This window comes from Methanosarcina sp. DH2 (assembly GCF_020804225.1).
Lineage (GTDB): Archaea > Halobacteriota > Methanosarcinia > Methanosarcinales > Methanosarcinaceae > Methanosarcina.
The window spans coordinates 31192-56917 of the sequence record NZ_WJBI01000005.1 but is presented as its reverse complement, the minus strand read 5'-3'; the positions used below and the strand labels follow the sequence as shown (position 1 = coordinate 56917).

The following is a 25726-nucleotide window of genomic DNA, read 5'->3' as shown; positions in this document are numbered from 1 at the left end:
TACCACTTGGTAAAAAAATCTTTATGCCTTAAACGTTGGTTATGAGATAGTGCCTGATAATATTTTTTCAACTTATTATTTGCCAGAGGATTTCGAGAATATGAAGATTCTAACAGATGAAAAGTTGTTTGAGCTTTTAGATGCTGACTTTGCTTGGAGAAGAAAAGAGCTAAGTTTCATAGTCAGTTCGTTATACTTGGCACCTCCTAAAAATATAGACACCTATCTTCGCGTAGGGGTAACAATGCTTTATGCTCACTGGCAAGGCTACATTAGCAATTCAGGAAATTGGTACATTAATTATCTGAAACAAAAGAAATTAAACTATGAAGATATGACTGATAATTTCATTACTCTGGCACTTAAACAAAGACTTAAAAGCTGTGGGAATACAAGTAAAACTATTATTCACTATGAAGTTGTAAATATTTTGCGAAACGAGTCGTTAAATGCGGTTGATCTCCCACATAAGAATGGAATTGAGACAACTTCAAATTTGAATTATGATATACTTGAAGATGTGTTATTTACATTAGGGTTAAATAACTCTCGATATGAACTTAAAAAACACATGATCAATTTTACTTTACTTGAATCAAGAAATAAGATTGTACATGGAGAGAGATATTGTATAGGGAAGGAAGAATTCTTTATCTTACATCAAGATGTATTAGAAATGCTTGAATATTTTCGAGATCAAATTATTGATGCGGTAAGAAACAAATCGTATCTTCGCAATAATCGACATTAATTAGATTTTTCACCTATAGCATGTAATTGTTATTCATGCGTTTTCGGTTAAGTGGGTTGTCCACAAGTAAGAGCCTATCCGAAAAGCGGTTACCTGCTGTACCTTTCGCATAGGCAATATGTAAAACTGAAACGGATACTCTGATGTTATAGACCTATTGTGACTTTTCAACATGCATTACTGACTTTTCGGATAGACTCTTACTTCCTTACATTGACTTATCAATACTCATTTTTACATTTACTTACAAATAAGAGCACTTATGCTGTCGCTTGTAACAATGCCTATTACACGGTTCTCAGAGTCAATGACCGGAAGTGCAGAGATTGAATAATCTTCCATTATTGAGGATGCGCTTTCAATTCTTTCCCCTTCGTATACGTACTTTACATCCCGTGTGATTATTTCATCCAGCTCATTGATTTTACAGGCTACTGCTTTTGTAATGTCCCAGGAAGTGACTATGCCTTCAAGCTTTCCGTCCTCGGATATGACAGGCAGGTGACTTATACGTTCTTTCACCATCAGCTTTGATGCATGCTCGATTGTTTCGTCTCTCGAAACCGTGTAGAAATTCCGGTTCATGACATCACTTACAAGGATCTGCGAGAGGAAGCTCCTTAGCAGGTAGCTTAGCTGTCCTTCTTCAAGCAGGAAGGCATCGTGTCCGTACTGGGACCTGATTTCCTCATACCTGGCATCGACTCCGTTTGCAGTAAGAGCCGATACGATCTCCTGGGATTGGTAAGGGGGATAGAGCCAGTCTGAAGATATGGAGATTACAAGGTACTTTGCAGTAACTCCGGAAAAGCCCTCTATAAGAGAACCATTTTTTGATAGGTCAAAATAATCCACGGCTTTTGTAATGTACAGGTATGAATTGGCATCAAAACGCTTTGTGAAGTTATCTCCCTGGTAATTCAGGTAGCTCTCGACCTGGAAGTTTGGGGCAAAATCATGGGAGAGCTCAGGAGAAAGTTCAGACAAATTCGTGCCTGTCGTGCCTGTCGTGCCTGTGACGCCTGCTGCCACCGCATCTCGTTCGAGTCTTCCGAACTTTTTTTGCATCGAAGCATCACTCAGGTATGTAATGTGCCCTATCATGCGTGCAAGTGCGAGCCCCTGGGAAGGTATCTTTTTTCCGTAATAGTCCCCTCCGTTCCATTTAGGGTCATCGGTTATGGCTTTCCTGCCGATTGCTCCGAATGCTATTTGCTGGGGGGTTGTGGATGCTGTGGTCGCTATTGCAATTGCTTTTTTTACCATCTCGGGGTAGCTGACTGTCCACTGGAGCACCTGCATTCCACCCATGGAGCCGCCTGCAACCGCAAAAAGCTGTTTTATTCCAAGGTGCTCAACCAGTTTTTTCTGGGCATTTACCATGTCCCCTATAGTAATTACGGGAAATGAGATGCCGTAAATTTTTCCGGTCTCAGGATCTATGGAGGAAGGGCCTGTAGAGCCTTTACAGCCTCCGAGTATGTTTGAGCAGATTACGCAGTATTTCTCAGTGTCAAACGCTTTATTGGGGCCGATTACAATGTCCCACCAGCCGGGTTTTTTGTCACCTTGATGGAATCCGGCAGCGTGTGCGTCTCCTGTAAGGGCATGGCAGATCAGGATAACATTGCTCTTATCGGAATTCATCTTCCCGTACACTTCGTATTCTATCCTGACGCCATAAAGGGTCTTTCCGCTCTCAAGCCTGAAGGCTCCAGGGATTTTATAGTCCATTGGACGGACTATCCCGACGCTTTGACCTTTTTTTCCCAAAAAAATATTTTTAAAAGAGGAGCTTCCGGAAGAAATTGCCATGATTAAACCTCTCGCTTAAACCTTTCAAACCTTTCAAACCCTTCAGACCTTTCAAACCTCTGCAAGTGCCTGCTCCAGATCAAAAATAAGATCTTTTTCATCCTCGATTCCTATGGAAAGCCTGATAAAGTCCTCAGTTACTCCGCATGCGTTCTTTTCTTCCTCTGACAGCTGTTCATGGGTTGTTGATGCGGGGTGGATTACGAGGCTTTTAGCATCTCCTATATTTGCAAGGTGAGAAAAGAGCTCAAGGCTTTCAATGAACTTTTTGGACTCCCGGGTTCCGCCTTTGATTCCGAACCCAATTATTGCACCGTAGCCGGATTTCAGGTATTTCTTTGCAAGCTCATGGCTCCTGTGAGACTCGAGTCCGGGATAGGAGACCCAGGAAACTTTTGGGTGGTCCTGCAGGAACTTTGCAACTGCAAGGGCGTTATCACAGTGTTTTTTCATTCTCAGGGGAAGCGTCTCAAGCCCCAGTGTGAAAAGGAACGAGTTAAAAGGTGAAATGCAGGCCCCGGTGTCCCTCATGAATTGCACCCTTGCTTTTGCAATAAAAGCTGCCTTCCCGAAGGCTTCCTTATATTTCAAGCCGTGGTATCCGGGGTCAGGGTCGCAGATTTCAGGGAATTTCTCAGGACTCCAGTCAAAATTTCCGGAATCCACGATTATTCCCCCTATGGAGGTCCCGTGCCCTCCTATGTATTTCGTTGCAGAGTATACTACTATATCCACGCCGTGCTCTATTGGCCTCAATATCACGGGAGCTACCGTATTGTCCACAACAAGAGGGATTCCTGCTTCGTGGGCAATTTCTGCAAGCTTTTCAAAATCAGGGACATCAAGTTTTGGGTTTCCGATTGATTCTACGTACAGGGCTTTTGTGTTCTCAGAGATTGCATTTTTAAATTCTTCGGGGCTGCCCGAATCTACGAATTTGACGGTCCTTCCGAGTTTGGGGAATGTATAATTGAAAAGCTCGTAGGTTCCCCCATAGAGCTTGTCCCCTGAAACGATCTCGTCTCCGGGTCTTGTAAAAGTAAGAAGAGCTGTTGTAATTGCAGCCATTCCGGAAGCTGTTGCAAGGGCTCCTATGCCCCCATCAAGGGCAGTGATTCTTTTTTCAAAGACGTCGGTTGTAGGGTTCATCAGGCGCGTATAAATATTGCCTTCTTTTCGAAGCCCGAAAAGGTCAGCTGCATGTTCGGTATCATTAAATACATACGCTGCTGTCTGATAAATCGGAACTGATCTTGCTCCTGTTGCAGGGTCAGGCTTTGCACCAGCATGTACCGCAAGGGTAGAAATGCCCGGATTTTCAAGGGCTCTTTTCCTCAACCCTTTTTCCTTATTCCCTTTTTCCTTATTCCCGTTTTCGTTGGTCATCTCGTCTTATCTCCAGAACTCGTCATTTTATCTCCAGAACACATTTCCCTTTTTCCTTTCTCTTTTCAGCTGTTTTGAAGTCAGAAGTGAGAATTGAACTCACATAATTCCGGGTTGCAGCCGGAAGCATAACCACTCTGCCATTCTGACAAATCTGTGTTTTATATATGTTCACAATTGTGATTGCATCTTCACAATTGTGATATAAATATAAATAATTATCGCTGAAATAAATAAGTATCTGTTTACTGAAAAAAGATATCACGCCCGAAAAGTAGTCCCTTGTTGATCGGTTGATATTGTTTCCTGTTAGCAGAAAAAGGTGCCCTATGGTTACATTCTAATAAAATCTTAGATTGTAACAGGTCTGCCAGCCAGGAATAAATACCTACAAATACCTACCAGACCAGCCACTTTTAAATCCCGGTATTATAAAATACTCCCGCCAGGCAAGCTGGCAGCCAGTCGAAAAATGAAAGAAAAAAGAAAAAAGAAAAAAAGGAAAAGAAAAAATTAGAAATTTAGAAAATGTCCCCTGAAGAAGTAAGATCGTTTGTAAGTAAGGGGGATTCCCATCCTTTCTTTAATTAACTTCCGCTGATCTCAACCATCCTGTCAAGCGCTTTTTTTGCTTTCACCCTTACATGTTCAGGGACATGGATTTCATATTCCATATTCTCAAGGCTGTTCAGAATGGATTCGAGGGTGATTTTTTTCATATTATAGCAACGAGCCTTCTCAGAAGGTGGATAGAATTTTTTATCCGGATGCTTTCTTTTTAATTTTTCAAAAAGCTCTTTCTCAGTGCCGATTATAAATTCTCCGGAGTCTGATTTTTCCACCTGCTTTACTATTCCGGTGGTGCTGAGAATTTGGTCTGCAAGGAGCAGGACTTCGGGCCTGCATTCCGGGTGTGCAAGAAATTCTGCATCAGGATGAGCATTTTTTAATTTCTGGATGTCATCCTCGCTGATGTTGTCATGAACATGGCAAAACCCGGGCCAGAGGTGGATTTTTTTGTCAGTATGAAGGGACACAAATGCACCAAGGTTTTTGTCCGGGACAAAAATAACTTCCCGGTTCTCAATTGAATTTACGACATTTACTGCATTTGCAGATGTGCAGCAAATATCCGATTCCGCTTTTACGGCAGCTGAACTATTTACGTAGCAGACAACTGCTGCGTCAGGGTGTTTTTCTTTTTCTTCTCTAAGAGCCTTTACAGTGACCATATCTGCCATAGGGCAGCCTGCATCCGGGACGGGCAAAAGAACTGATTTTTCAGGAGAAAGGATCGATGCGGACTCTGCCATGAAATGGACGCCTGCAAAAACTATAATATCGGCTTTTGAATTCACAGCTGCCCTGCAGAGAGAAAGAGAATCCCCTACAAAATCCGCAACCTCCTGTACTTCTCTACGTGTATAGAAATGGGAAAGAATTATCGCATTTCTGTCTTTTTTGAGTCTTTTTATTTCTTCTGCAATTAACTGATCTTCCATAATAATTCCGTTTTCCTTAATAGTTCCTTTTTTAAAAAGATTTCATTTCAAAGTGACTTTAGTTTATAGATAGCTTCTTATTCAAATTGACTATTTTTCAAACATGCTGCAGCTCATTCTGTCCACGGTTCAAGTCCTTTTTTCCGTAGATAATCGTTAATTGCCTCATGGATTGCTTCTTCTGCAAGCATCGAACAGTGCATCTTTATAGGAGGGAGCCCGTCAAGCGCCTCTGCAACTGCTTTATTTGAGAGTTCCCAAGCTTCTTTCAGCGTTTTTCCTTTAATAAGTTCGGTTGCCATACTGCTTGATGCAATTGCAGCCCCGCACCCGAAGGTCTGGAACTTCACATCAACAATCCGGTCTTCCTCTACTTTAAGGAAGATTTTCATTATATCCCCGCACTTTGCATTCCCAACTTCTCCTATTCCGTCGCTGTTCTCAATGCTTCCCATATTTCTGGGGTTTGAAAAATGGTCCATCACTTTAACGCTGTAATCCATGAATTGTCCTCCTGCACTGTTTTTCTATTCTCAAATCTCTAAAACGCTACCTGGCCGGGTCCTTTTTTTGCTCAAATAGCTGAAGTTTTTTGTTCAAATAGCTGAATTTTCTTTATTCGAGTCATCATGAACTTTTTATCCAGATTAATCCCGTCTATTTCAAAAAGTCCTGTATTCCTGAGGGGTCAATGGTGACATATTCCTTAGCTTTTGAACAATTTCAGGCAAAACTTCAAGCACCCTGTCCACATCTTCGTGAGTATTCATCCTCCCAAGGCTCAACCTGAGGGAACCGTGAACAATCTCGTGCGGAACTCCGCAGGCTGTAAGCACATGCGAGGGCTCAAGGGATGTGGAGTTGCATGCGCTCCCTGTTGATGCGAAAATCCCTTTTGCGTTCAAGAGCAGCAGGAGAGACTCCCCTTCTATGTATTCGAATGTGACATTTACATTGTTTGCAAGCCTCTGTGTAGGATGCCCATTGAGGTGGGTTTTAGGGATCTTCAGAAGCCCATCAATCAGGCGCTCTCTTATCTCCAGAAGTGTTTTATTTGTTTCTTCAATTTCGCCTGTTGCAAGCTCTATAGCTTTCCCAAGGCCCACAATGGAAGGGACGTTCTCCGTGCCTGCCCTGCGCTTTCTTTCCTGAGCCCCGCCGTGGAGGAGGGCTTCAATTTTTGTCCCTTTTCTTATGTAAAGCGCCCCGCACCCCTTAGGCCCTCCGAACTTATGCCCTGAAAGGGACAGGAGGTCGAGATTCATTTTTTTGACATCTATAGGAACGTGACCTATTGCCTGCACCGCGTCCGTGTGGAAATATATCCTTTTCTCCCTTGCGATTTTTCCGATTTCCTCGACAGGCTGAATCGTCCCGATCTCATTGTTTGCAAGCATTACGGTAATTAGTATGGTGTCATCTCTGATGGCGTTTTCCAGCTCCTCAGGCGATACCATTCCATATCTGTCGACCGGAAGGTAAGTAACTTCAAATCCCTGTCCTTCGAGCCATGAACAGGCGTGCAAGATGGCATGATGTTCTATAGAGCTTGTGATTATGTGCTTTCCTTTGTGCCTGTTTGCAAAGGCTATCCCCTTTACTGCCCAGTTATCGGATTCCGTACCCCCGGATGTAAAATAAATCTCGTTCTCTTCAGCCCCGATAGCATCTGCGACCTTCTTTCTTGCTTTTTCTATTGCATGTTTTGAGATTTTTCCCGGATCATAAATAGAAGAAGGGTTTCCGAAGTTTTCTGTCAGGTAGGGAAGCATCTCTTCAACAACTTCTTTTCTTACAGGAGTTGTAGCCGAATTATCCATGTAAATGGTCCTGTTTTCAACTGTCACACTGACACCTTCACAATTGTGAAGGCTTATAACAATTGTGACTATTTAACTTTTATCCTGGAAAATATCCTGATAAAAAAGGTCAGATAAAAACGGTGAAATCTCAGAAATTGGAAAGTTTACTCGAATTATTACTTCGCGCCTCAATCTTATTATTATTATTTCTCTCAATGATAATAAATATATATGTATATAAGATATATTCGTTCTCAATTGTAAAATCTAAAAAAATGATGGTGATAATGGAAACTCCGTGTCAGAAAATTGTGTGGGATCTGGTCCCAGCAATAAGGTCCAGTCTTGCAATCGAACTTGTAAATAAAGGACAGTCACAGGCGGCTTCCGCAAAGCTGCTGGGGATTGCCCCGTCGGCAGTTTCCCAGTATATTTCGGGAAAAAGAGGATACAGGATTGAGTTCCAGGGCGAGACAAAAGAATTGATCGAAAAACTTGCTCAGGACCTGATTGACAATACGGTCGACGACTTTGTAGTAAGGATCTGTAAGATTTGCGTAAGTGCAAGAGGAATTGAGAGTAACTGCAAAAGCACCTGTGGTCCTAAAGAATAAATAGCAACAAAATAGATTGGAATAGAACCAGAAAGAATCACAAGGAACCTGATACAAATGCCTGTGAAAGTCTCTTTTTAATGGCTCAGGTATCGTTTTCAGACCTATTTTCAAGTCTTTAATTATGGAAACTTCTCGATAACTATATATCCAGGATAACATAAGATTAACTAACTTCACAATTGTGAATTTTCGTGTAAATTATTGTATGTTACATGGTTGGCGGAGCAGGCTTTCAAACTCTCTGCAGGTTGAAGCACTTAAGGCAAATTATCACGGAATCCAGGGTGATAAAATCCCTGATTATCGAATCCCTGATTATCGAATCCCTGATTATCGAATCCCTGATTATCGAATCCCTGATAATGAGTCTGCATGAAAAAACATACACTATCGACCGTTTAAATATGGGCTTGAACGAATTGAAATATAGGAAATCCGGAAAGAAGCAAACTGCAAGAAGAAGGTGAATGGTATGGGGCGAATATATTCCGATATAACCCGGACAATTGGCAATACGCCGCTTGTCCGGCTGAACCACATAACAAAAGGTCTGCATGCGGATGTGCTGGTTAAAGTGGAGTCCTTTAACCCGATGGGGAGTGTAAAGGACAGGATCGGACTGGCAATGATCGAAGAAGCCGAACGTGAGGGGAGAATCAAAGAGGGCACCACAATTATTGAAGCTACAAGCGGCAACACAGGCATTGCACTTGCAGGCGTATGCGCTGCCCGCGGCTATAAGCTCATCCTTGTCATGCCTGAGACAATGACTGTAGAACGAAGAAAACTGCTGAAAGCTCTGGGAGCAGACCTCGTCCTTACCCCCGGCCCTGGAGGGATGAAAGGGGCAGTCAATAAAGCAGAACAAATGGCTGCAGAAGATCCTTCTCTTTACTATATACCCCAGCAATTTCAGAACCCTGCAAACCCTGAGGTCCACCGCAGGACAACTGCTGAAGAACTGTGGAAAGATACGGATGGCAAAGCAGATGCAATCGTAGCAGGTGTGGGAACAGGAGGCACAATTACAGGTGTCGCCAGCATTTTCAAAAAGAGGAAGCCTGATTTCAAAGCGATTGCAGTTGAACCTTTAGAGTCTCCTGTCCTTAGCGGCGGAAAGCCAGGCCCGCACAGGATCCAGGGAATAGGTGCAGGCTTCGTTCCTGATGTGCTCGAGCTCGACCTTGTTGATGAAATAATCAAAGTAAATGCAGATGATGCCATTGCCACAGCCAGAAGGCTGGCAAAGGAAGAAGGTATCCTGGCGGGAATATCCTCAGGTGCGGCTGCATATGCTGCACTTCAGGTGGCTTCCAGAGAAGAGATGAGCGGAAAGATGATTGTCGTTATCTTACCGGATACGGGAGAGCGTTATCTGAGCACAGATTTATTTGACTGATCTGTTTGACTCGTCTATTTGACTGATCTGTTTGACTGATCAACTTGACAACTGGTACCGGAAGATTCAAATGGGAATCAGGGAAGATATCAGGACAGTTTTTGAAAAAGATCCGGCAGCAAGGTCCAGACTTGAAGTACTCTGCTGCTATCCGGGTCTGCACGCTATCTGGATGCACCGGATAGCGCATTCTCTCTGGAATAAACATTTCTTTTTCCTTGCCCGTTTGATATCCCATATCTCAAGGGCGCTCACAGGCATTGAAATCCATCCAGGAGCAAAGCTAGGAAAACGGGTATTTATTGACCATGGGTCCGGAGTGGTGATCGGAGAAACTGCCGAGGTAGGCGATGATGTCCTCATATACATGGGAGTTGTACTGGGAGGCACAGCCCTTGAGAGGAAAAAGCGCCACCCGACTGTTGAAAATGACGTGGTTCTCGGCTCAGGCGCAATCGTGCTCGGCCCAATTACGCTAGGAAGAGGTGCTAAAGTAGGCGCTGGCTCGGTTGTGATCCGGTCAGTCCCACCCGAAGCTACCGTAGTCGGAGTCCCTGCCAGGATTGCAGGCCCGCAGCCAGCTTCATCTGGGCAACTGGATCACGATAGGTTACCGGATCCCGCGCTTACTGTAATAAGCCAGATGCTTGATCGGTTGAGCAGGTTAGAGGATCGGCTTCAGGCTCATGAAGAATCCTCACCTATATCCGCGCCCATGTCAACCCCTATATCCGTAATAACCTCGCAAAAAAACGTGCTCAAAGGAAATAAGCAAATTTATTCCCTGCTAAAAGACGTGATCGATCCTGCAGTTGGAGTAGATATCGTCAACCTGGGGTTTGTCAAAGAAGTCATCGTGGACGGGGCAAATGTAGACGTAAACCTTGTATTGACAACAAGTGCCTGTCCCATGATCGAATATTTTAAAACTCAGGTAAAGAGAAAGGTCCTGAGCATTAACGGTGTAGAAAATGTTACTGTCAATATCCTTGACGAGCCCTGGAAATGGGATAGTGTCAGCAGACAGGCATTCCAGAGATAAGTGCTAATCCCAAATTGCATACTCAGTAGCCCGAGTTTCGCCTCCCGAGTTTCGCCTCCCGAGTTTCGCTTCGGGATCACAGGAAATCAGAGATTTCCTGGGAGTTGCACTGCAAGTGCAACAGCACGAGGTCCTTTTCGCTACGCTTTGCTTCGCTCAAGAGGACTAACTTATGGTTTTAAGTCACAAATACTCCTGACCATACAACATTATTCGCTATACTGAACCTTTTTTGTCACGCTCGACGGAGGAGAGCGGCCTTTCCCAAAAAGAAGAGAAAAATTAGTAAGTTAAAACACACTAAAAACTCTAATTTGCTAAACTAAGTAGAATTAAATTCATGCGTCTTCGGTTAAGTGAGGAATCATGATAGATTGTATCCATTCCCAGGATAAATGTCCAAAATTTAAAGGATGTTTGAACTGGAGCAGGATATCGATTTCAGGTAAATATGTTAAAATTTGAGGCCAATTTCTGCCATAAAATCGATAGCATAAAGGTGATAAAATATCTTAACCGATGACCAATGGAATTAAATTATATCTGAAAGGCATTCCCAAATATTCTTTAGGTCTTTTTTCGTAGTTCTTTCTTTTTTGGAAAGGGCTGCCAGGCAAGCTGGCGAAGGCGTCCTGTAAATAGTGGAATAAAAGGCGGTTTCCTGGGTCAAGGGAAATATTCTTAGGCCGGGAAATATTTTTTTCCAAAATATTTGATCTCGTTTAGTAGCAGTACCAATTATTTTTGTTACTCTTTTTTCATTGCTGACAGGCCGGCTCCAGCCCTGTACTGCGCAGAAGAGAAAAACACAAGATTAGATTTTCGGGCGTTCTGGAATCTATCATATAGAATCTATCTATAAACTGAGTGATTATGGACTACTTGGGCTTTTTACTTCCCGAATAATATTAATGAACTCTCTGGTTTCCTTTTTTACATCGCCGCTGCATACAATTGCAGAGATTGCAACAAGACTGTCAGCACCGTTTTCAATAACGGTCCTGCAGTTCTCTTTATTAATTCCGCCAATAGCAACTACAGGGATTCTTATCGCGTTTTTGACGTCTCTTATTCTGACAGGCCCAATCCCTTTTCCTGCGTCTTTTTTAGTAGCAGTATCAAATATTGAGCCGAGACCTACATAATCAGCTCCACTTTTTTCTGCTTCGATTGCTTCATCAACGTTGTGGACAGTAAGACCGATTACCTTGTCCTGGCCCATAAGTTTTTTTGCAGTTTCAATCGGCATATCATCCTGGCCTATGTGAACTCCATCCGCATCAACTGCTAAAGCAACGTCAATTCTGTCATTTACGAGAAAAATTGCTCTATCCCTGCAGATTCTCTTGATTTCGGATGCTTCATCAATCATCTCTTTTGTACTCTTGTTTTTCTCGCGGTATTGAATAATCTTGCAGCCTGCTTCAACTGCCTCCTTTACATCGGATAAAGTCCCTTTCTTTGAGAGCCCGGAGTCTGTCACAAGATAAAAATCGATCTCTTTTAAAAGAGAATAGTTCTGGGAGAGATCTCTCTGGGATAGATCTTTCTGATTAAAATTCATTTTATCGGAATTTTTCTGATTGCAGTTTTTCTGATCCATTACACTTCAACCCATTAACACGTGTGTTTAAAAATAATTAAATTTAAAAATTAGTAAACCAACCGCTAAATTGTTAGTATTGTGATTATCGTCTTTTCAGTACCAATTGTCTTTTCAGTACCAATTGTCTTTTCAGTGTCAATCGGCTTTTCAGTTCCAGATGTTTATAATTTCATTTATTCAAAGGCGGCCGGCTCCAGTCGCCGGGGCGCGGAACAGAAGCGATAGGTAGATGCTATTCACAGTGCCCTGAAATAGTATCCAAACCAATCAAACAAACCGCCAGAATGCCCTTTTTTCAGGTTCACCTTTCTTCGACTTTCATCATATCCTTTACTTTTTCATCGGACATATCGAACACTTCGTCGTACAGGTTAACCTTAAAACTTCCAGGTCCTTTTGAGTTTTCAGCTGCAAGTTCTCCTGCAACCCCAAAATAGCATAAAGCGTCTTTAGCCGCATCACAGTAGTCCGGATTTACCGAAGCAAATGAACCGATTATGGATGCAGCCATGCATCCGGTCCCGACAATTGACCCCATTAACTCATTCCCGTTCTTTACAATAAAGGTCCTGCTTCCGTCACTTATTATATCTTCTTTTCCGGTCATTACCACGACAGAAGAGCTTGATTTTGCAAACTCTTTCGCAACTTTCTCGGGGTCGGCACTAATAGAAGTTGCTTCAACGCCTTTTGTTTCAGCATTTTCACCTGCCAGTTTTGCAATCTCGGAATAGTTGCCTTTGATTATGTCAATATGGACAGAGCCAAGGATTTTTGCAGCCATCTCATCCCTGAATTTCGTAGCTCCAACTCCGACTGCATCAAGTACTACAGGAATTTTCTTTTCGTTTGCAGCGGCAGCGGAGATAAGCATGGAATCAATTATTTCAGATGTAAGGGTCCCTATATTCAGCACGAGCGCGGATGATATTCCTGTCATATCAGCACATTCTTCAGGAGCATGCGCCATTACAGGGAGCGCACCAAAAACTCTTGTTATATTTGCGCAGTCGTAAATAGTTACCCAGTTAGTGATATGGTGGATCAGGGGTTTTGTTTCCCTTATTGTTTTTAGCGGGTTTTTCATTAGTATTCCTCGATAGGCATTTTAAATTCTGCGTGGTTTAAAGTTATGAGTGATAAAAATAAGTATTATATATTGCTTAGTAAATCTTCATCTGGAAAATGGTCAGGACTCTTAGGACTCTTATTTGTTAAGCATTAATGACTCATAGTTAAAGACTCATAGTTAAAGACTCATAGTTAAAAACTCACAGTAAAGCATTAAGGGATTATAATAAGCATTAAGGAATTTTAATCAAGCTTACTCCTGATTCCTGACTCTTTCCACGCCTGTATAAATATTCATTTTCTGGCTCCGGACAAAACCGATAATTGTAAGACCGGCTTGCTCTGCCATGCTTATAGCAAGCGTCGTGGTTGCACCTCTGGATGCGATAACAGGAATATTTGCCATAAGGCATTTCCTTACCATTTCAGAAGAAAGCCTTCCCGAACAGGCTACAATTGTCCTCGATAAGTCTACATCATGCTTCAATCCGTAACCTATTACCTTGTCAAGAGCGTTGTGTCTGCCGATATCTTCTATTATACAGATCTTTCCATCAGGCCCAAAAAGACCTACAATGTGTATGCCGCCTGTTCTGGCATGAATGTCTGAAACCAGTGTTTCTTTCATTATATTCTTTATTATCGAAACATCAGTGACCAGATCCGACTTAATTTTTGGAAGCCTGTCAGCATCAAGGTATGAAGTGTCGCCGCCACATCCTGAAAGAACTGTTTTACCTGAAAGCATGATCGAAGAGGGATTTTTTGTCAGGACACTGGCACTCAGGGTACCGACACTATTTATATCTCTACTCTTTTCTTTACTTTTTTCTCTATTTTCTTCTTTGTTTTTTTCTCTATTTTCTTCTTTGTTTTTTTCTTTGTCTTTTTCTCTGTTTTCTTCTATACGCAACGATTCGATGTCCTCAAGTTTACGGATGATCTTTTCTATGTATAAAAATCCTGTTACAAACTCTTCAAGCATCGTCGGGCTTATCATTGCAGTTAGAGCGTGGCGGCCGTTGACGAAGACTGCAAGAGGCACTTCCATTACGACTTCATGTGACGACGGGACCATTGACCCGTTATCATACTTTATACAGGGGACAGTTCTGTACATCACATCATACTCCTTGCACAATACTCCTTGGCAATACTTCTTGCACTGTATTCCTTGCACTGTATTCCTTGCACTGTATTCCTTACACTATACGAGCTATTTCTTCGATTGTTTCAATAAGCAGGTCTATCTCTTCTAAAGTATTGTACAGATAAAGGCTAGCCCTCACAGTGCCGTTTTCAAGCCCCATATACTTCATTAATGGGATACAGCAGTGATCTCCGGAACGGACAAGAACCGCCGCTCTTTCGTCAAGCAAATAGGCTATTTCATGAGGGTGAATCCTGTCTATGGTAAAAGAAACTACACCAATCCTGTTTTTTATGTCCTGCGGCCCATAAACAGTGACATTATCTATTCCGACAAGCTCTGCAAGAAGACGTGATGCTAGCTTCTGTTCGTGCCTGAAGACAGCATCCATCCCCAGGTTTTCAAGATATTTCACTGCCTGCGCCAGCCCAATTGCTCCAGAGATATGCGGTGTGCCGGCTTCGTATCGCTTATAACCTTCAGTCAGGGTATATCCTTCGGTGATGGCATCTTCAGTGTCTGCATTTTCAGTAATTACACCTTCAATAACCACGTCATCAACTGTGCCTCCCCCTACCATGAGTGGAGAAAGAACCGCATCTCGCATCCACAGCACACCAGTACCGGTTGGGCCAAGCATCTTGTGCCCTGAAAAACACAGGAAGTCGCATCCCATATCCTGAATATTCACAGGAAAATGAGGGACAGACTGCGCCCCGTCAACCAGAAAATATGCTCCACGCTCTTTGCAGATACCAGCAATCTCGCGGACAGGCTGTACGGTACCAAGCACATTTGAAACATGGCTTATTGCAACCAGTTTTGTGTCAGCAGTAACTGCTTCATTAAAAACCTCTGTATCAAAAATGCCTTCCGGACCCGGCTGGAGAATAACTATCTCGACACCTTTTTGACGCAGACGGAGCCAGGGAAGCAGGTTAGAGTGATGCTCCATAACTGTTGTAACTAACCGGTCTCCGGGCTGCCAGTCCAGTCCGGCTGCAACCGTGTTGATGGCTTCTGTAGTGTTTCTGGTAAAGACTGTTATGCCTTCATCCCCACCAATAAAACTGCTGACAATATCATGTGCGTCCTGGTACCTCTGTGTCGCAACCCTTGTCAGCCTGTGCATCCCTCTGCCTACATTAGCACGGTACTGCAGGTCGTATTCGTTCATGGAAGCTATAACAGGCTCAGGGATAAGGCTGGTCGCAGCACTATCCATGTAATGGAGGTACTGAGGTATCCGGAAGTCAGCCAAACAATCTTCAATATTCATAACACTTCATCCATGCTACCGCTTCTGTATCTTTTAAGGTTTCGAGTATTCGCGGAGCTTTTTGGCGCAAGTAGTTTACAAATTTTACAAATATAAGTAAGATACTGCCTATCCTCCGGAATAAAACATTTCGAATATGAAATAAGCAGGCATTTAATTCTGGAAAGTTCTTCGATCAACGCATCGTATAAACGTTCCCTTTGCATGGATATATACCGACCGCCTGATTTGGGTAACTCTGCCTTGCCAGCTCCAGAAACTTTAAATCTTGAATTTGACTTCACAATTGTGAATACACTGGAAAGAGCACTTATCGGTAAAATACTTTTTGTCCCGAAAACGAACCCGCTCTAATAAGAATGATACTGAATCTACAGTGAAATTCTGGGGAGATATCCTCATCATTCCCAAAAATACTTCTATGTAATCCGGGAACCGGTTTTGATCCACAAGTAAATATCAGCGCCTGCACCAGCTTGTCTGGCGTTTATTCCTGAAAAAGTTTAAAAAGTTAAAGACAAAAAGAAGTGAAAAGAAGAAAAATAAAAATAAACTTGAAAAAGTAACAAAAGTAATAAAAGCAGACGTAGACTATACTTGCCTATTCTTATTTACCTATTTTTATTTCCCTATTCTTATTTGCCTATTTTTATTTACCTATTTTTATTTACCTATTCTCTTCTTTTTTCTCCATTTTATTGAGGGAAAGGCCGCTCTCCTGCGTCGAGCGTGACAAGAACCACATAGTAAGCTAGTGCATCGATTCCAAAACAAGCCCCTTGTTCAGTAGTGGGAAATTCGTTGACCTATAGGTCTATTCAAAATTCAGGATTGTAATATACTTTGGAATCACAGTACTAGTAACGTTGTACGGCCATTAGATCTTAAAATATGTGTCCACTAAGCCTGAAAAGCGATATCTGGCTGAAAGACCGCATCAAAAAGGGAATAAAAACCTCTCTATCAAAGAGGTTCCATCATCTGTGTTGGTGTAAACTTGTGCTTCAGAATACGATTCTTAAGCATCGTACAGAGCCTTTCTGCCCTTGCCCTGTCAGACTGCCTCAATGATATAGGGACAGTTCCTTCAGCCAGTTCTATGGACCCAAGTCTTGCACGGAATACTCCTTCAGAACACTGGAGTGTACAGGTTCCGCAGTTAATGCAAAGGTCTCTATTGATGACGAAATTATTCGAGATTGCTTCCGTGGGACAGGTGCGCATTGCGGCACAATCCGGGTGGTGCAGGCATCTATCTTTTTCGACAAGGATCACTTTGTCGGTATCTCTCCAGATATGCCCGTAATTTACTTTTGAATGTGAAGTACGCCCGTTTATGTCTGATACGGGTAATGGGACATTCTGGTCCAGGATTTTTAATCCTGAGAGGATGTCTTCATCAAGGACAGGGATAGGAACCGCAAGAGATGTCAGGCATTCAGGTCCGTGTGTGGTTTTCATCCCACCCATCATCGTCGGGTCCATGTCTTTCATTTCTGCATAGGCTGAGACATTCGGTTTATCAGGGCTGGCTCTGGTCCCTTTCCCCATAATATAACCGGATGCGCCGTTTAAAAGAACTCTTGTACCCACACCTATTATCCTGTGGGAAGGATCGTTTTGCAGAGGGTTTATTTCACCGCATCCTGATACCGTTGTTTCCTTAAAAGGACCTGTCAGGCCTGTCACAGAGAAGATGGTGTTGATCGTGGAGGAAGTAGGGTTTATCAGTGCGTGGTAATTTTTAAATGCGAGCCTTGTAGTGATTATCCTGGCAAAGTCGATGTCATCAAGCATAACCTGATTTTCATATCTTCTGCCGTGTGCTTCTACGAGGACTTCAATCTCTTTTCCTTTCACAAAGTCCCGGAAAAGGTGCCCTCCGCCGTACCGATCATCTGCCCGGGCTGTCCCGTTTACCACAAGGTCAACAACCCCAAGCCGTTCGTTCGGGCAGGGTCCGGGCTGGGCAGGCACACCGTTTAGCCAGATTGCATCTGCTCTCTCAAAACTGCATTTTTCGGCTACAGGTACCATTATAACTGCCATTGTACCGGACATCACGCCAAAGGTTCCGGTAGTGACCACATCCACATCATCGACGGTAACCTTTTGTCCGTCACGCACCATGGACTTGAGTTCTGCAGCAGTCAGGATTATCGCCTCATTATTGGCGATTTTCCGGTTTATCTCTTCAATGGTCTTCATAGTATCCCGTTCTTGTATTTCCCTATCTCTTCAAGACCTTCACAATATCCTTATGTCCTCAAGCCGGACGTGGAGTCCTGAAGGTTTCTGAAAACTCATGTTTACAAGAGCAGTATGGGCAAGCCCTATCATGCAGTTGCTAGGCAGGAAATACTGGCGGGTTCCGAAGACAGGGGGTTTTCTTACAGTACTTGCAATTCCTTCAAAAGCGTGGACATGATACGCCTGAACGTCATGCACGTCTTCTGTTCTTGCAGCCATGGGTCCAACAGTATGGCATTCAATTACACCCGTTACCGGATTTGCGCTGAGGACCCGTAAAGCATGATAGACAGGGCATCCGGGACCTGCCGGACGACCGGTTACAAGATCTCCTTTTTTAATATCCCATTTTTCTACAATGTCTGCCCTGAACGGTACTATGAATTTACGTGCTGAAGGCTCACCAGAAAACGGAAGAAGAACAAAGTCATATTCTTTTCCGACAACATCTACACCTGAGTAAGTGATGTTTCTAGCCTGGATTGCAAGATTTTCCCGGCTCAAAAGGCTCTCGCGGCTCAAAGCATTATCCTGGCTTAAAATGTTATCCTGGCTTAGAACATTATCCTGGCTTAGAACATTATTCTGGCTTAGAATGTTATCCTGACTCAGGATATTGTCCTGACTATACATATTGTTTTTACTGTAAAAAGGGCATAATTCCGGCTCTGCCAGCCCGGCTCCAAGCCGGTTAACAAAAACAGAACAGGTCTGAGAACCGCAGGCTCCACAGTCTTTACCCGGGGGATTCCATTCAATCACAATCAGTCACCTCTGTACAGGGGCTCTGGCATATCAAGCGGCCGGATGACTCCAAAGTGGTTTTTCCACCCAATCTCTTTTTTGCCGATACATACCGTACATACTCCGAGAGGAGGGGAGCCTCTGAGCATGATAGGGTCCGATCCTATTTCGGGTTGATTGACAATTCTCCTAATCAAATATCTGAGCCCGGTTCCCTGAATTGCATTTGTCTCTACAATATCAATACCCGGGACAACTTTTCTGATGCTTTCCCTGAAAACCTCTTTTTCTGCCTGTGATACAAGATCGGTTTTTGTAACAACTGCCACATCTGCAAGAGCGAGAAGAGGTGTCATTTTGAAAGGTGAATTTGTTCCTGAGATCGCGCTTACAACTGCAATTCCAAGCGAGTAAGTTGTGTATGGAGTACACCTGAGACAGAGCCCTGCACTTTCGACTATCAGAATATTTCTTGACAGGTTCTCAGCCCAGTGCAATGCATCGTCAAGGACCAGGATTCCCATATGGTCAGGACATACATCTCCGGAATATACCTTTTTGACAGGAATGCCAAACTCTTCTGCAAGCTCTTCATCTTCAGTTGCATGCACAACATCGATTTTCAGGAAGGCAGGAAGTGAGCCTTCAGGCAGATTCTTTATGATCTGGCGGACTACAGCAGTTTTTCCTCCGCTGGGAGGGCCTGCAATTATTAGGAGCTTCATTTATAGACCATCCCCTGTTCAACCACATCAGTCAAAACTTCTGAAGGATTGGCTGAAGAACTGACTGAAGAACCAGAAGGAGAACCAGAGGAAAAAGAAGCTCCAAGCCTGAGCTTTTCTCTGATCTGATGCATTCTGTCTTCAATTAAGGCAAGGTCTTCAATAAGGTCCTGCTCCTTGCCTGTCGGTTCGATCACAGAGGCGACTCCTCCATGTCTCATTACTATGCGCCTGCCTGCTGTAAGAGCCAGGTAAGGGTCGTGTGTTACAAGGATAACAGCCTTATTTCCTCCATGGAGAGACTGGATAACGCGGTCTTTGAAGATCCCTGCATTTTCAATCTCGTCAAGGAGAAGTATCGGAGTGTCCCCGATTACAAGGGCATCTGCAATCATAAGAGACCGGGTCTGACCTCCGGATAAACCGCTCATCCGGCTTTCAGGGCTGATCTCTTCTCCGGTAAATGTATTTGCAAGATTTATTGTTTCGTCGAGCAGATCTTCCCTGCCAGGTTTCCGTGCCCTTATGTGCATAAGCAGGAATTCTTCGACGGAAAGGTCAGCCAGACAGCGTGTATTCTGGGTTATCATGGAAATAGGTTTGAAGGCGGGCTCCCGTACAAACGACTCGGGAGGTTCTTCCCCATTGATTAGAATCCTTCGTCCTGTTATGGTATCTCCCTGTGCAAGAGTTTCAATGTCATTGATTAAAGCCGATTTTCCTGAACCTGTCGGACCCACTATTGACAGAGTATCTCCGGGCCTGATCTCTATCCTGTCAAACCCTTCCTGTTCTCCAAGTCTGTTCTTTCCAGATTCTATGGTAAGAGTAAATTGCTGTGTCATGTACTCAACTGTTCAGATCCGAGTTTTATAAATATTTCCGTAAATCGCGCTATTTTGTCCCTCTAAGCCCAAATATTAACAAAATATATCCATAATAGGCTAAAAAACTAAATAAAAAGGAAAGAATAGACTAATTTTAAACTAATAGACTAATTTGAAACTATATCTTTTTTCAAGAATTGTCTGAAGAGCTGTTAAGATCTGTTATTATGAATAAGGACAAAAAAGAGGGCTGAGATCTCTAGATCATGAACCGGAATAATCAATATTCAAATCTGAGTTAATCACGGCTTTCAAGTTAATCATAGCTTTCAAATCAATCATAGCTTTCAAATCAATCACGCTTTCAAGTCAATCACGCTTTCAAAGATCTCTATGAGGCGTAAGATCACAACCAGTACAGAGGAGGCACATTGTTTGCGATTTTTCTGCACAGAGGGACTGGCAGTCAAGCATCTCCTTCAGCACACCTCCAAGTTTCAGAAGCCTATTAGCACTCGGTCGATGGATGCTTATTGCATCTTTTCTTAGAGGATGGGGTGATATGGGCCTGAGGATAGGGATCACATACCGGTCCGTAAGCTGCTTGAGCCCTTTTCGGACAGTTTCGTCGCTTTCTCCAAGTCCTATTATAAAGTTCGAAGAGACCCTGTTTCTGCCAAAATAATCCACTGCATTTTCGAGCGAATCAAGCACTATCTGGAGGGAAAGATCCGGACAGACGCGGCGGAAAATTTCAGGGTCCATAGTCTCAACATTGTATTTTATCTCACATGCCCCTGCAGCGTAGAGTCTTTCCGAGGAATGTTTTGTGGGATAGACAGAAACCCCTACTGGCAGATCGTATTCACGCTTAAGCTGCTTTACGATGTCCTCCATTCTCTGGACTTCTTTCTCTGGCGAGACCGCTACCCCGCTGGTAAGGGAAATTGCCTTCAGTTCACCTGTTGCATAAGCTTCTGCGACCATTCTGTGTACCTTTTTACTGTCTTTTATCCCGCCCTCCATTTTCGGCACCGGGCAGAACTTGCAATCGTATACACATTTTTCGGACAGTGTGATGTATGCCTGTTCCGGGCAGTGGCAGAGTGGGTGCTCGAGCATGCCTCTGGCAATCACATTGTCTCCTTTAATCAAGACTACTTTTCCATCCTTTGCCACCGCACGCAAAGGAGAAAGCTCATTAATCGTAAGGCGTACCCGTCGTTCTCCTGACCTGAAAAAAATGGAAGAAACACCTGCTCCGGGCCCGGCTGTAGCCAGACTTTTGAGCTGCACAGGCAGAAGCGCAGGATCTATCCTGACACTCCCTATACTCAGCAGTTCTGCCTTGACAGTTGCACTCAGTTCGGTATTCATATTTATGCACTCGATAAAATTGAAGTAATGCTATATGACCCCGGCAAATTTCCGGTAAGCAGCACTGCTTACAGTTGTGAACCTGGATAAATTAACAATTGTGAACTTGAGCATAGTAACAATTGTGAACTTAAAAAGGTTTCGATACTTCTCGCCTGACATGAAAAAATAACCACACTCGAAATTTCTGAACGATCAGGTAGCTGACGAAAAACCGGTTGTTATTACCACAGGCGGGGCAATCGGAATGATTTTTCTTATTTATTCTTTGCAGCGCCTTGAGCCATTCTTCCACCACAAATAATAGAAAAAACAAATATCAGGTGCACCTGGAATCCTGATCCCGAATATTAACTATACAGCGGGCAAGGACAGAAGATATATTCTATGAAAAAACCTCCACCTTGTCTGAAAAATACTCGCTTGCGGAGATCTGAGTTTGTTTGGGAGTGGGGAAGTCGTACAAATAGATAACAGGATGCGGATATTCATTGGGATAATCACATCTCCCCAAACTATCCTATCTCCATAGACTACAGGATTATAGGGCATGATTCCATTTATGGGAATTGGAGTTTCCTTGGAAGTAGAAAGGTTGTACATGTAGAGATCCAATTTTTCGTTGCGCCAATCTAGTATGGATCGATTGGCGCAACGAAATCCCGTCACCGTAGATCGCAGGATTGTACTGATCTGATGCATTAGTTGTGATCTGAGTTTCATTTACCGTGAGCTGATTACTTCGTACAGGAGCTGCCGATGCCGTAGAAAAATGAGAACTAAAAGTAAAATCCAGGCTGTTGAAGCTATAGCTGTTGAATATAACTTTTCCTTACTTCCTATTTGTTTTCCGTCTTCTTTTCACTCAACATTTTATAATTAATTTTACTGTACTTAATGATACCTTTTATACCTTATCTTCTGAATCTTGCAGCCGTAGAAATTCTATAATTTGAGAAAACTTGTGTAAGTGAAAAGGATCAAGCGGACCTTTGCACAGACACTACATTTAGACACAAAAAACTAATAAGTAAAAGTAAGATTTTTGAGAATTTCAAATGAACTTAAAAATTGAAAAGAAGAAAGTTTCATTATAAACCTGAAGCTGAAATAAGTAACAATTGAAAATAGTTGCGCCAATAATTATAAGAAACTATAATATGAAAGAGAGTGAAAATTAAAGTAAAAATGGAAAGAATAATTTGAAAAAACCATTTTTATTCCATTTTTGGCTTTTTTAGATCAATTTGGTAAATCTAATATGATTAGGGTCTTCGGAATACTATCAAAATAATATTAGTTCAATGAAATAACTATTTATAGTAAGTATGTGTACATTATATCAAAGTACAATCAAAAAAGAACTTAAGAGTGGGGAGAAAAAATATGAGAATAAGAGTGGTTAGTTCGAGAGAAGAAATCTTTACATTAAATCCAAATGAGCGTCTTGTTCACCTGGCTTTCAGACCTTCAAACAAAGACATCTTTGGACTGGTTGAAACATGCCCGAAGATTGAGGTAATCCAGTTACCTAAATCATACATGCGTACCGTTTCAAAATCCATAGAAATGTTCCTTCAGATGCAGAGAGTCCAGCTTATCGAAGGGGATGTCTGGGGGCACAGGAAAGATATAACCGAATATTACTCAATTCCCTCTTCAGTAATTGAAAAGATTAAGGATATGAAAATCGAAGGTAAAGCCACTGAAGAGATTGAGAAAAAGGTTTCAAGGGAAAGCAAGTTAAACTCTGGAATGGTCGCTTATATCCTGGCAAAAGAAATCCCTGCCTGAATTCGAGCATGGCAAGGCATATTAGTAGGTGTTTTACCGGAGATTAGAACGTAAAGAAATGGGTTGTATCTTTCGTAATCTAATCTCCAACTTAAATCTTAAGATTTTTTACTCTTTTATGGCTTTTTTTGATTGACTGCATCTGGAGAAGAATGATAAATTTTTGACGACATTAGAAAATATTAAAAGTCTCACAATATAGAGAACTATAGAAGATCTAAGCTGAAAACATTTTATGGTTTAGTTTTCAGATTCGCAGGCAATATCCGAAACAAAAAGAGAAACTGAAGCAGCAGCTTAATTTATCTAAATCAGTTTGATTTTTCTAGTAGAATGCCTTCAAACCGGCATTTTGTAATTTTTCCCTCACGAAAAGCATATAGAAAGATTTTGAAAAGGGCATAAAGCCTGAAATAGAAGGCCAGCAGGGATGGAGAGCAAAAACCGCTGATATGTATCAGTCTCTTGTCATCCCGAATAGAATCGTCAAGGAACCTTACAATCCCGTCAAAACCTTCTCTTTCAAAGGTGCTTCCCGTGGGCAGGCGGGGTCCTAGCACGACAACATCTTCTTCCATGCCGTCAGGTCCTTTTGTGCCTTCTATGAAACCATAATTAAAGATGGTGGGCAGGGGAGAAAAGAAAGCTCTTTCATATCCATTTTCTGTTCTTCGGTATTTCGAAAAACTGTATTTGGGAGTTTCTATAATTATTTTCATCTAATTTTCCTGTGTGTACTCAGGACCAACTTGTATCTCTTTTTCGCTTCTTCTTTTTTTCAGGTTCTGTTTCATTTTGTAGCTTTTGTAATTTCAACCCTTTTATTTATATAATTTTGGCTCTTTTATTTTTTTGCAATCTGAATTCTCTTTTTTCGTAATTTCTATTTTTTACTTCAATTAACTTGATACTTCAATTAACTTGATACTTCAATTCTCTTGATACTTCAATTCTCTTGATACTTCAATTCTCTTGATACTTCAATTCTCTTGATCACTCTGTACATCTTGCACTGTCTTTCAACAGAAAAAAACACAACTAATAACGCAACTTATAACGCACTTAATAGACTGAAAGTTAGAGATTGAAAGCGAAATATAATAAATGTTTGGAAAGATGAGATGCCTGAATAATTAATTATCCTGAGAAAGAACCTGAATGAATGAAAGGTACCTGATCTTTCTGAGAGAGGCATGATGGAATGAGTTTTCGAGATAGAGTGACCCTGCGAGATGCTATGAGAGGAATAGTTGAAGAACCCCTTCTCAACCTGGTTCCAAAACGCTTTAACTATGTAGGGGACGTTGCAGTAATTTCAATTCCCTCGGAGCTTGAAGCTTATAGAGAGGCTATTGTCTCGAAAATTCTTTCAATGAGAGGCAATACACGAGCTGTGCTTAATAAAATCAGCAAGCTTGAGGGGGAGCGCAGGGTGGCTCACTTTGAGCTTCTTTCAGGGGAATCTGCAGAAACTTTTCACAGGGAAAACGGCTACGTTTACAGAATGGATGTAAGGAAAGTTTTTTTCAATCCCAGGCTTTACTGGGAAAGAGCACGTATAGCCTCAAAAGTTCTCCCCGGTGAATATGTTCTTATCCCTTTTGCAGGAGTGGGACCCTTTGTTCTCCCGTCTGCAGGAAAAGGGGCAATGGTTTATGCAATCGAAATAAATCCTGACGCCTGTGCCTGCCTGAAAGAAAACATACGACTGAACAGGCTTGAGGGACAGGTGACCGTTATTCAGGGAGATGCTGAATGCGTTCTTCACCATCCGGGTTATTTAAACCGCCATCAAGGTTCTTTAAAGCCTGATAATGAGATCGGAAACGCAGTTGAGACCGAGGGTACAATTTTCTCTCGTGTACCTGCCTGCTCCGAACCAGAAGAAGCTGCAGGTTTTCAGGTTCCAAAAAATGGGTTTGACAGAGCAATTGTGCCAACTCCTTACGGCATGGACCATTTTCTCGGTGAGGTTTCAGGGCTTATAAAAAAGGGAGGCTATATCCACTTTTACACTTTCAAAACCGAGAACCAGATCCCGGAATTGATCGAAGAGTATGAAAAAATGGGGCTCGAGGTTGAATTTTACAGGCGCACCGGAAATGTTGCTCCAGGCGTTAGCAGGTGGGTTTTTGACCTGATAAAGAAATAACTGCGTAAAGCTATAGAGAGCCTGCCGCCAGGGTAGGAGAAATAAAGCGGTGAACCGATAAGGTTAATGAAGAAACCGATTCTATAGAGAAACGCTTTACCTGGCCCGAAAAATGTTTACCTTGACCCCCAAAACCGTTTTTAATTCAATATTACAGGTCGCTCACGCCAGCCTGTCTGACGGCCAGTCAAAAAAAGAAGCAAAATCCTGAAAGAAGATTAAAAACCTGGACAATAAATGTAAGATAAGCCTTGAATAAGGTGTTCTTAGGAAAGTATATTTTAGGCAGCTTTTATTTCTTTCAGCTTTTTATTTATCAAATTTTTTAGTTGGATCACACTTAACCGGATTTTGAATAGATTGAAATATTGTAATGAGAATAACATATGGAAAAGATAATTTTTTAAAATGTTTGACCCCATATACAGGTCTTCGGT

Annotated in this window: 22 protein-coding genes; 7 read left to right on the top strand and 15 right to left on the bottom strand. The window is 42.4% G+C overall.

Annotated elements, in window-relative coordinates:
* Positions 1-49: 49 nt before the first annotated feature.
* Positions 50-751, top strand: a complete 702-nt coding sequence (locus FXV91_RS09130; RefSeq protein ID WP_229390276.1) for an MAE_28990/MAE_18760 family HEPN-like nuclease — start codon at positions 50-52, stop codon at positions 749-751.
* Between the two features lie 240 nt (positions 752-991).
* On the opposite strand, the gene FXV91_RS09125 is transcribed toward FXV91_RS09130, so the two are convergent.
* From FXV91_RS09125 to nifS, 5 genes are all read right to left on the bottom strand, one after another.
* The gene (locus tag FXV91_RS09125) at positions 992-2566 is read right to left on the bottom strand and encodes a homoserine O-acetyltransferase (RefSeq protein ID WP_229390275.1); all 1575 of its coding nucleotides are present in this window, start codon (positions 2564-2566) and stop codon (positions 992-994) included.
* A gap of 51 nt (positions 2567-2617) precedes the next feature.
* A complete protein-coding gene (locus FXV91_RS09120) occupies positions 2618-3952 on the bottom strand; it encodes an O-acetylhomoserine aminocarboxypropyltransferase/cysteine synthase family protein (RefSeq protein ID WP_229390274.1) in 1335 nt (444 codons plus the stop codon).
* Between the two features lie 587 nt (positions 3953-4539).
* Positions 4540-5454 (bottom strand): quinolinate synthase NadA, encoded by a 915-nt coding sequence (gene nadA, locus FXV91_RS09115; protein WP_229390273.1) that lies wholly within the window; start codon positions 5452-5454, stop codon positions 4540-4542.
* 113 nt (positions 5455-5567) lie between these two features.
* Positions 5568-5957 carry a Fe-S cluster assembly scaffold protein NifU gene (gene nifU, locus FXV91_RS09110; RefSeq protein ID WP_229390272.1) on the bottom strand — a complete coding sequence of 130 codons (390 nt, stop codon included), beginning with the start codon at positions 5955-5957 and terminating at the stop codon, positions 5568-5570.
* A 159-nt stretch (positions 5958-6116) separates the two neighbouring features.
* Positions 6117-7274 carry a cysteine desulfurase NifS gene (gene nifS / locus FXV91_RS09105; protein ID WP_229390439.1) on the bottom strand — a complete coding sequence of 386 codons (1158 nt, stop codon included), beginning with the start codon at positions 7272-7274 and terminating at the stop codon, positions 6117-6119.
* Between the two features lie 269 nt (positions 7275-7543).
* On the opposite strand from nifS, the gene FXV91_RS09100 reads away from it, so the two are divergent.
* The 4 genes from FXV91_RS09100 to cysE all read left to right on the top strand — a co-directional run bounded on the left by FXV91_RS09100 (position 7544) and on the right by cysE (position 10314).
* Positions 7544-7870, top strand: coding sequence for a transcriptional regulator (locus tag FXV91_RS09100; protein ID WP_229390271.1), 327 nt, complete (start codon positions 7544-7546; stop codon positions 7868-7870).
* A gap of 215 nt (positions 7871-8085) precedes the next feature.
* On the top strand, positions 8086-8340 hold the full coding sequence (locus FXV91_RS09095; RefSeq protein ID WP_229390270.1) for a hypothetical protein: 255 nt from the start codon (positions 8086-8088) through the stop codon (positions 8338-8340).
* A 5-nt stretch (positions 8341-8345) separates the two neighbouring features.
* Positions 8346-9272 carry a cysteine synthase A gene (gene cysK, locus FXV91_RS09090; protein WP_229390269.1) on the top strand — a complete coding sequence of 309 codons (927 nt, stop codon included), beginning with the start codon at positions 8346-8348 and terminating at the stop codon, positions 9270-9272.
* A 70-nt stretch (positions 9273-9342) separates the two neighbouring features.
* Positions 9343-10314, top strand: a complete 972-nt coding sequence (gene cysE / locus FXV91_RS09085) for a serine O-acetyltransferase (RefSeq protein WP_229390268.1) — start codon at positions 9343-9345, stop codon at positions 10312-10314.
* Between the two features lie 871 nt (positions 10315-11185).
* On the opposite strand, the gene thiE is transcribed toward cysE, so the two are convergent.
* The 9 genes from thiE to FXV91_RS09040 all read right to left on the bottom strand — a co-directional run bounded on the left by thiE (position 11186) and on the right by FXV91_RS09040 (position 21343).
* The gene (gene thiE, locus FXV91_RS09080) at positions 11186-11878 is read right to left on the bottom strand and encodes a thiamine phosphate synthase (RefSeq protein ID WP_229390267.1); all 693 of its coding nucleotides are present in this window, start codon (positions 11876-11878) and stop codon (positions 11186-11188) included.
* A 343-nt stretch (positions 11879-12221) separates the two neighbouring features.
* Positions 12222-13007: a hydroxyethylthiazole kinase gene (thiM, locus tag FXV91_RS09075; RefSeq protein WP_229390266.1), complete on the bottom strand. Its 786-nt coding sequence runs from the start codon at positions 13005-13007 to the stop codon at positions 12222-12224.
* Positions 13008-13244: 237 nt separating this feature from the next.
* Positions 13245-14111 (bottom strand): formate dehydrogenase accessory sulfurtransferase FdhD, encoded by an 867-nt coding sequence (gene fdhD / locus FXV91_RS09070; RefSeq protein ID WP_229390265.1) that lies wholly within the window; start codon positions 14109-14111, stop codon positions 13245-13247.
* Positions 14112-14193: 82 nt separating this feature from the next.
* Positions 14194-15420: a cysteine desulfurase gene (locus FXV91_RS09065; RefSeq protein ID WP_229390264.1), complete on the bottom strand. Its 1227-nt coding sequence runs from the start codon at positions 15418-15420 to the stop codon at positions 14194-14196.
* A 963-nt stretch (positions 15421-16383) separates the two neighbouring features.
* Entirely contained in the window at positions 16384-17628 is a 1245-nt protein-coding gene (locus FXV91_RS09060) for a methanogenesis marker 16 metalloprotein (protein ID WP_229390263.1), read from the bottom strand.
* 39 nt (positions 17629-17667) lie between these two features.
* Entirely contained in the window at positions 17668-18432 is a 765-nt protein-coding gene (locus FXV91_RS09055; RefSeq protein ID WP_229390262.1) for a (Fe-S)-binding protein, read from the bottom strand.
* A gap of 2 nt (positions 18433-18434) precedes the next feature.
* The gene (locus FXV91_RS09050; RefSeq protein WP_229390261.1) at positions 18435-19139 is read right to left on the bottom strand and encodes a GTP-binding protein; all 705 of its coding nucleotides are present in this window, start codon (positions 19137-19139) and stop codon (positions 18435-18437) included.
* Entirely contained in the window at positions 19136-19984 is an 849-nt protein-coding gene (locus tag FXV91_RS09045) for an ATP-binding cassette domain-containing protein (RefSeq protein ID WP_229390260.1), read from the bottom strand. Before FXV91_RS09045 ends, FXV91_RS09050 begins: the two co-directional genes overlap by 4 nt.
* Positions 19985-20347: 363 nt before the next feature.
* A complete protein-coding gene (locus tag FXV91_RS09040) occupies positions 20348-21343 on the bottom strand; it encodes a radical SAM protein (protein ID WP_229390259.1) in 996 nt (331 codons plus the stop codon).
* Positions 21344-22729: 1386 nt separating this feature from the next.
* On the opposite strand from FXV91_RS09040, the gene FXV91_RS09035 reads away from it, so the two are divergent.
* Complete coding sequence (locus FXV91_RS09035; RefSeq protein ID WP_229390258.1) at positions 22730-23137, top strand: DUF1699 family protein; 408 nt, start codon at positions 22730-22732, stop codon at positions 23135-23137.
* 311 nt (positions 23138-23448) lie between these two features.
* On the opposite strand, the gene FXV91_RS09030 is transcribed toward FXV91_RS09035, so the two are convergent.
* Positions 23449-23856, bottom strand: a complete 408-nt coding sequence (locus FXV91_RS09030) for an inorganic diphosphatase (RefSeq protein WP_229390257.1) — start codon at positions 23854-23856, stop codon at positions 23449-23451.
* A 482-nt stretch (positions 23857-24338) separates the two neighbouring features.
* Between FXV91_RS09030 and FXV91_RS09025 the strand changes: the two genes are divergently transcribed.
* Positions 24339-25289: a class I SAM-dependent methyltransferase family protein gene (locus FXV91_RS09025; protein WP_229390256.1), complete on the top strand. Its 951-nt coding sequence runs from the start codon at positions 24339-24341 to the stop codon at positions 25287-25289.
* Positions 25290-25726: the final 437 nt, after the last annotated feature.

Bases quoted from the DNA above. Each gene is read 5' to 3' on its own strand.
- nifU (WP_229390272.1), bottom strand. From the start codon at position 5,957: ATGGATTACAGCGTTAAAGTGATGGACCATTTTTCAAACCCCAGAAAT.
- FXV91_RS09050 (WP_229390261.1), bottom strand. From the start codon at position 19,139: ATGAAGCTCCTAATAATTGCAGGCCCTCCCAGCGGAGGAAAAACTGCT.
- thiE (WP_229390267.1), bottom strand. From the start codon at position 11,878: ATGAATTTTAATCAGAAAGATCTATCCCAGAGAGATCTCTCCCAGAAC.
- FXV91_RS09120 (WP_229390274.1), bottom strand. From the start codon at position 3,952: ATGACCAACGAAAACGGGAATAAGGAAAAAGGGAATAAGGAAAAAGGG.
- FXV91_RS09125 (WP_229390275.1), bottom strand. From the start codon at position 2,566: ATGGCAATTTCTTCCGGAAGCTCCTCTTTTAAAAATATTTTTTTGGGA.
- thiM (WP_229390266.1), bottom strand. From the start codon at position 13,007: ATGAAAAACCCGCTAAAAACAATAAGGGAAACAAAACCCCTGATCCAC.
- FXV91_RS09060 (WP_229390263.1), bottom strand. From the start codon at position 17,628: ATGAAGACCATTGAAGAGATAAACCGGAAAATCGCCAATAATGAGGCG.
- FXV91_RS09040 (WP_229390259.1), bottom strand. From the start codon at position 21,343: ATGAATACCGAACTGAGTGCAACTGTCAAGGCAGAACTGCTGAGTATA.
- FXV91_RS09045 (WP_229390260.1), bottom strand. From the start codon at position 19,984: ATGACACAGCAATTTACTCTTACCATAGAATCTGGAAAGAACAGACTT.
- fdhD (WP_229390265.1), bottom strand. From the start codon at position 14,111: ATGTACAGAACTGTCCCCTGTATAAAGTATGATAACGGGTCAATGGTC.
- nifS (WP_229390439.1), bottom strand. From the start codon at position 7,274: ATGGATAATTCGGCTACAACTCCTGTAAGAAAAGAAGTTGTTGAAGAG.
- cysK (WP_229390269.1), top strand. From the start codon at position 8,346: ATGGGGCGAATATATTCCGATATAACCCGGACAATTGGCAATACGCCG.
- FXV91_RS09065 (WP_229390264.1), bottom strand. From the start codon at position 15,420: ATGAATATTGAAGATTGTTTGGCTGACTTCCGGATACCTCAGTACCTC.
- FXV91_RS09025 (WP_229390256.1), top strand. From the start codon at position 24,339: ATGAGTTTTCGAGATAGAGTGACCCTGCGAGATGCTATGAGAGGAATA.
- FXV91_RS09100 (WP_229390271.1), top strand. From the start codon at position 7,544: ATGGAAACTCCGTGTCAGAAAATTGTGTGGGATCTGGTCCCAGCAATA.
- FXV91_RS09095 (WP_229390270.1), top strand. From the start codon at position 8,086: ATGGTTGGCGGAGCAGGCTTTCAAACTCTCTGCAGGTTGAAGCACTTA.
- FXV91_RS09030 (WP_229390257.1), bottom strand. From the start codon at position 23,856: ATGAAAATAATTATAGAAACTCCCAAATACAGTTTTTCGAAATACCGA.
- cysE (WP_229390268.1), top strand. From the start codon at position 9,343: ATGGGAATCAGGGAAGATATCAGGACAGTTTTTGAAAAAGATCCGGCA.
- nadA (WP_229390273.1), bottom strand. From the start codon at position 5,454: ATGGAAGATCAGTTAATTGCAGAAGAAATAAAAAGACTCAAAAAAGAC.
- FXV91_RS09035 (WP_229390258.1), top strand. From the start codon at position 22,730: ATGAGAATAAGAGTGGTTAGTTCGAGAGAAGAAATCTTTACATTAAAT.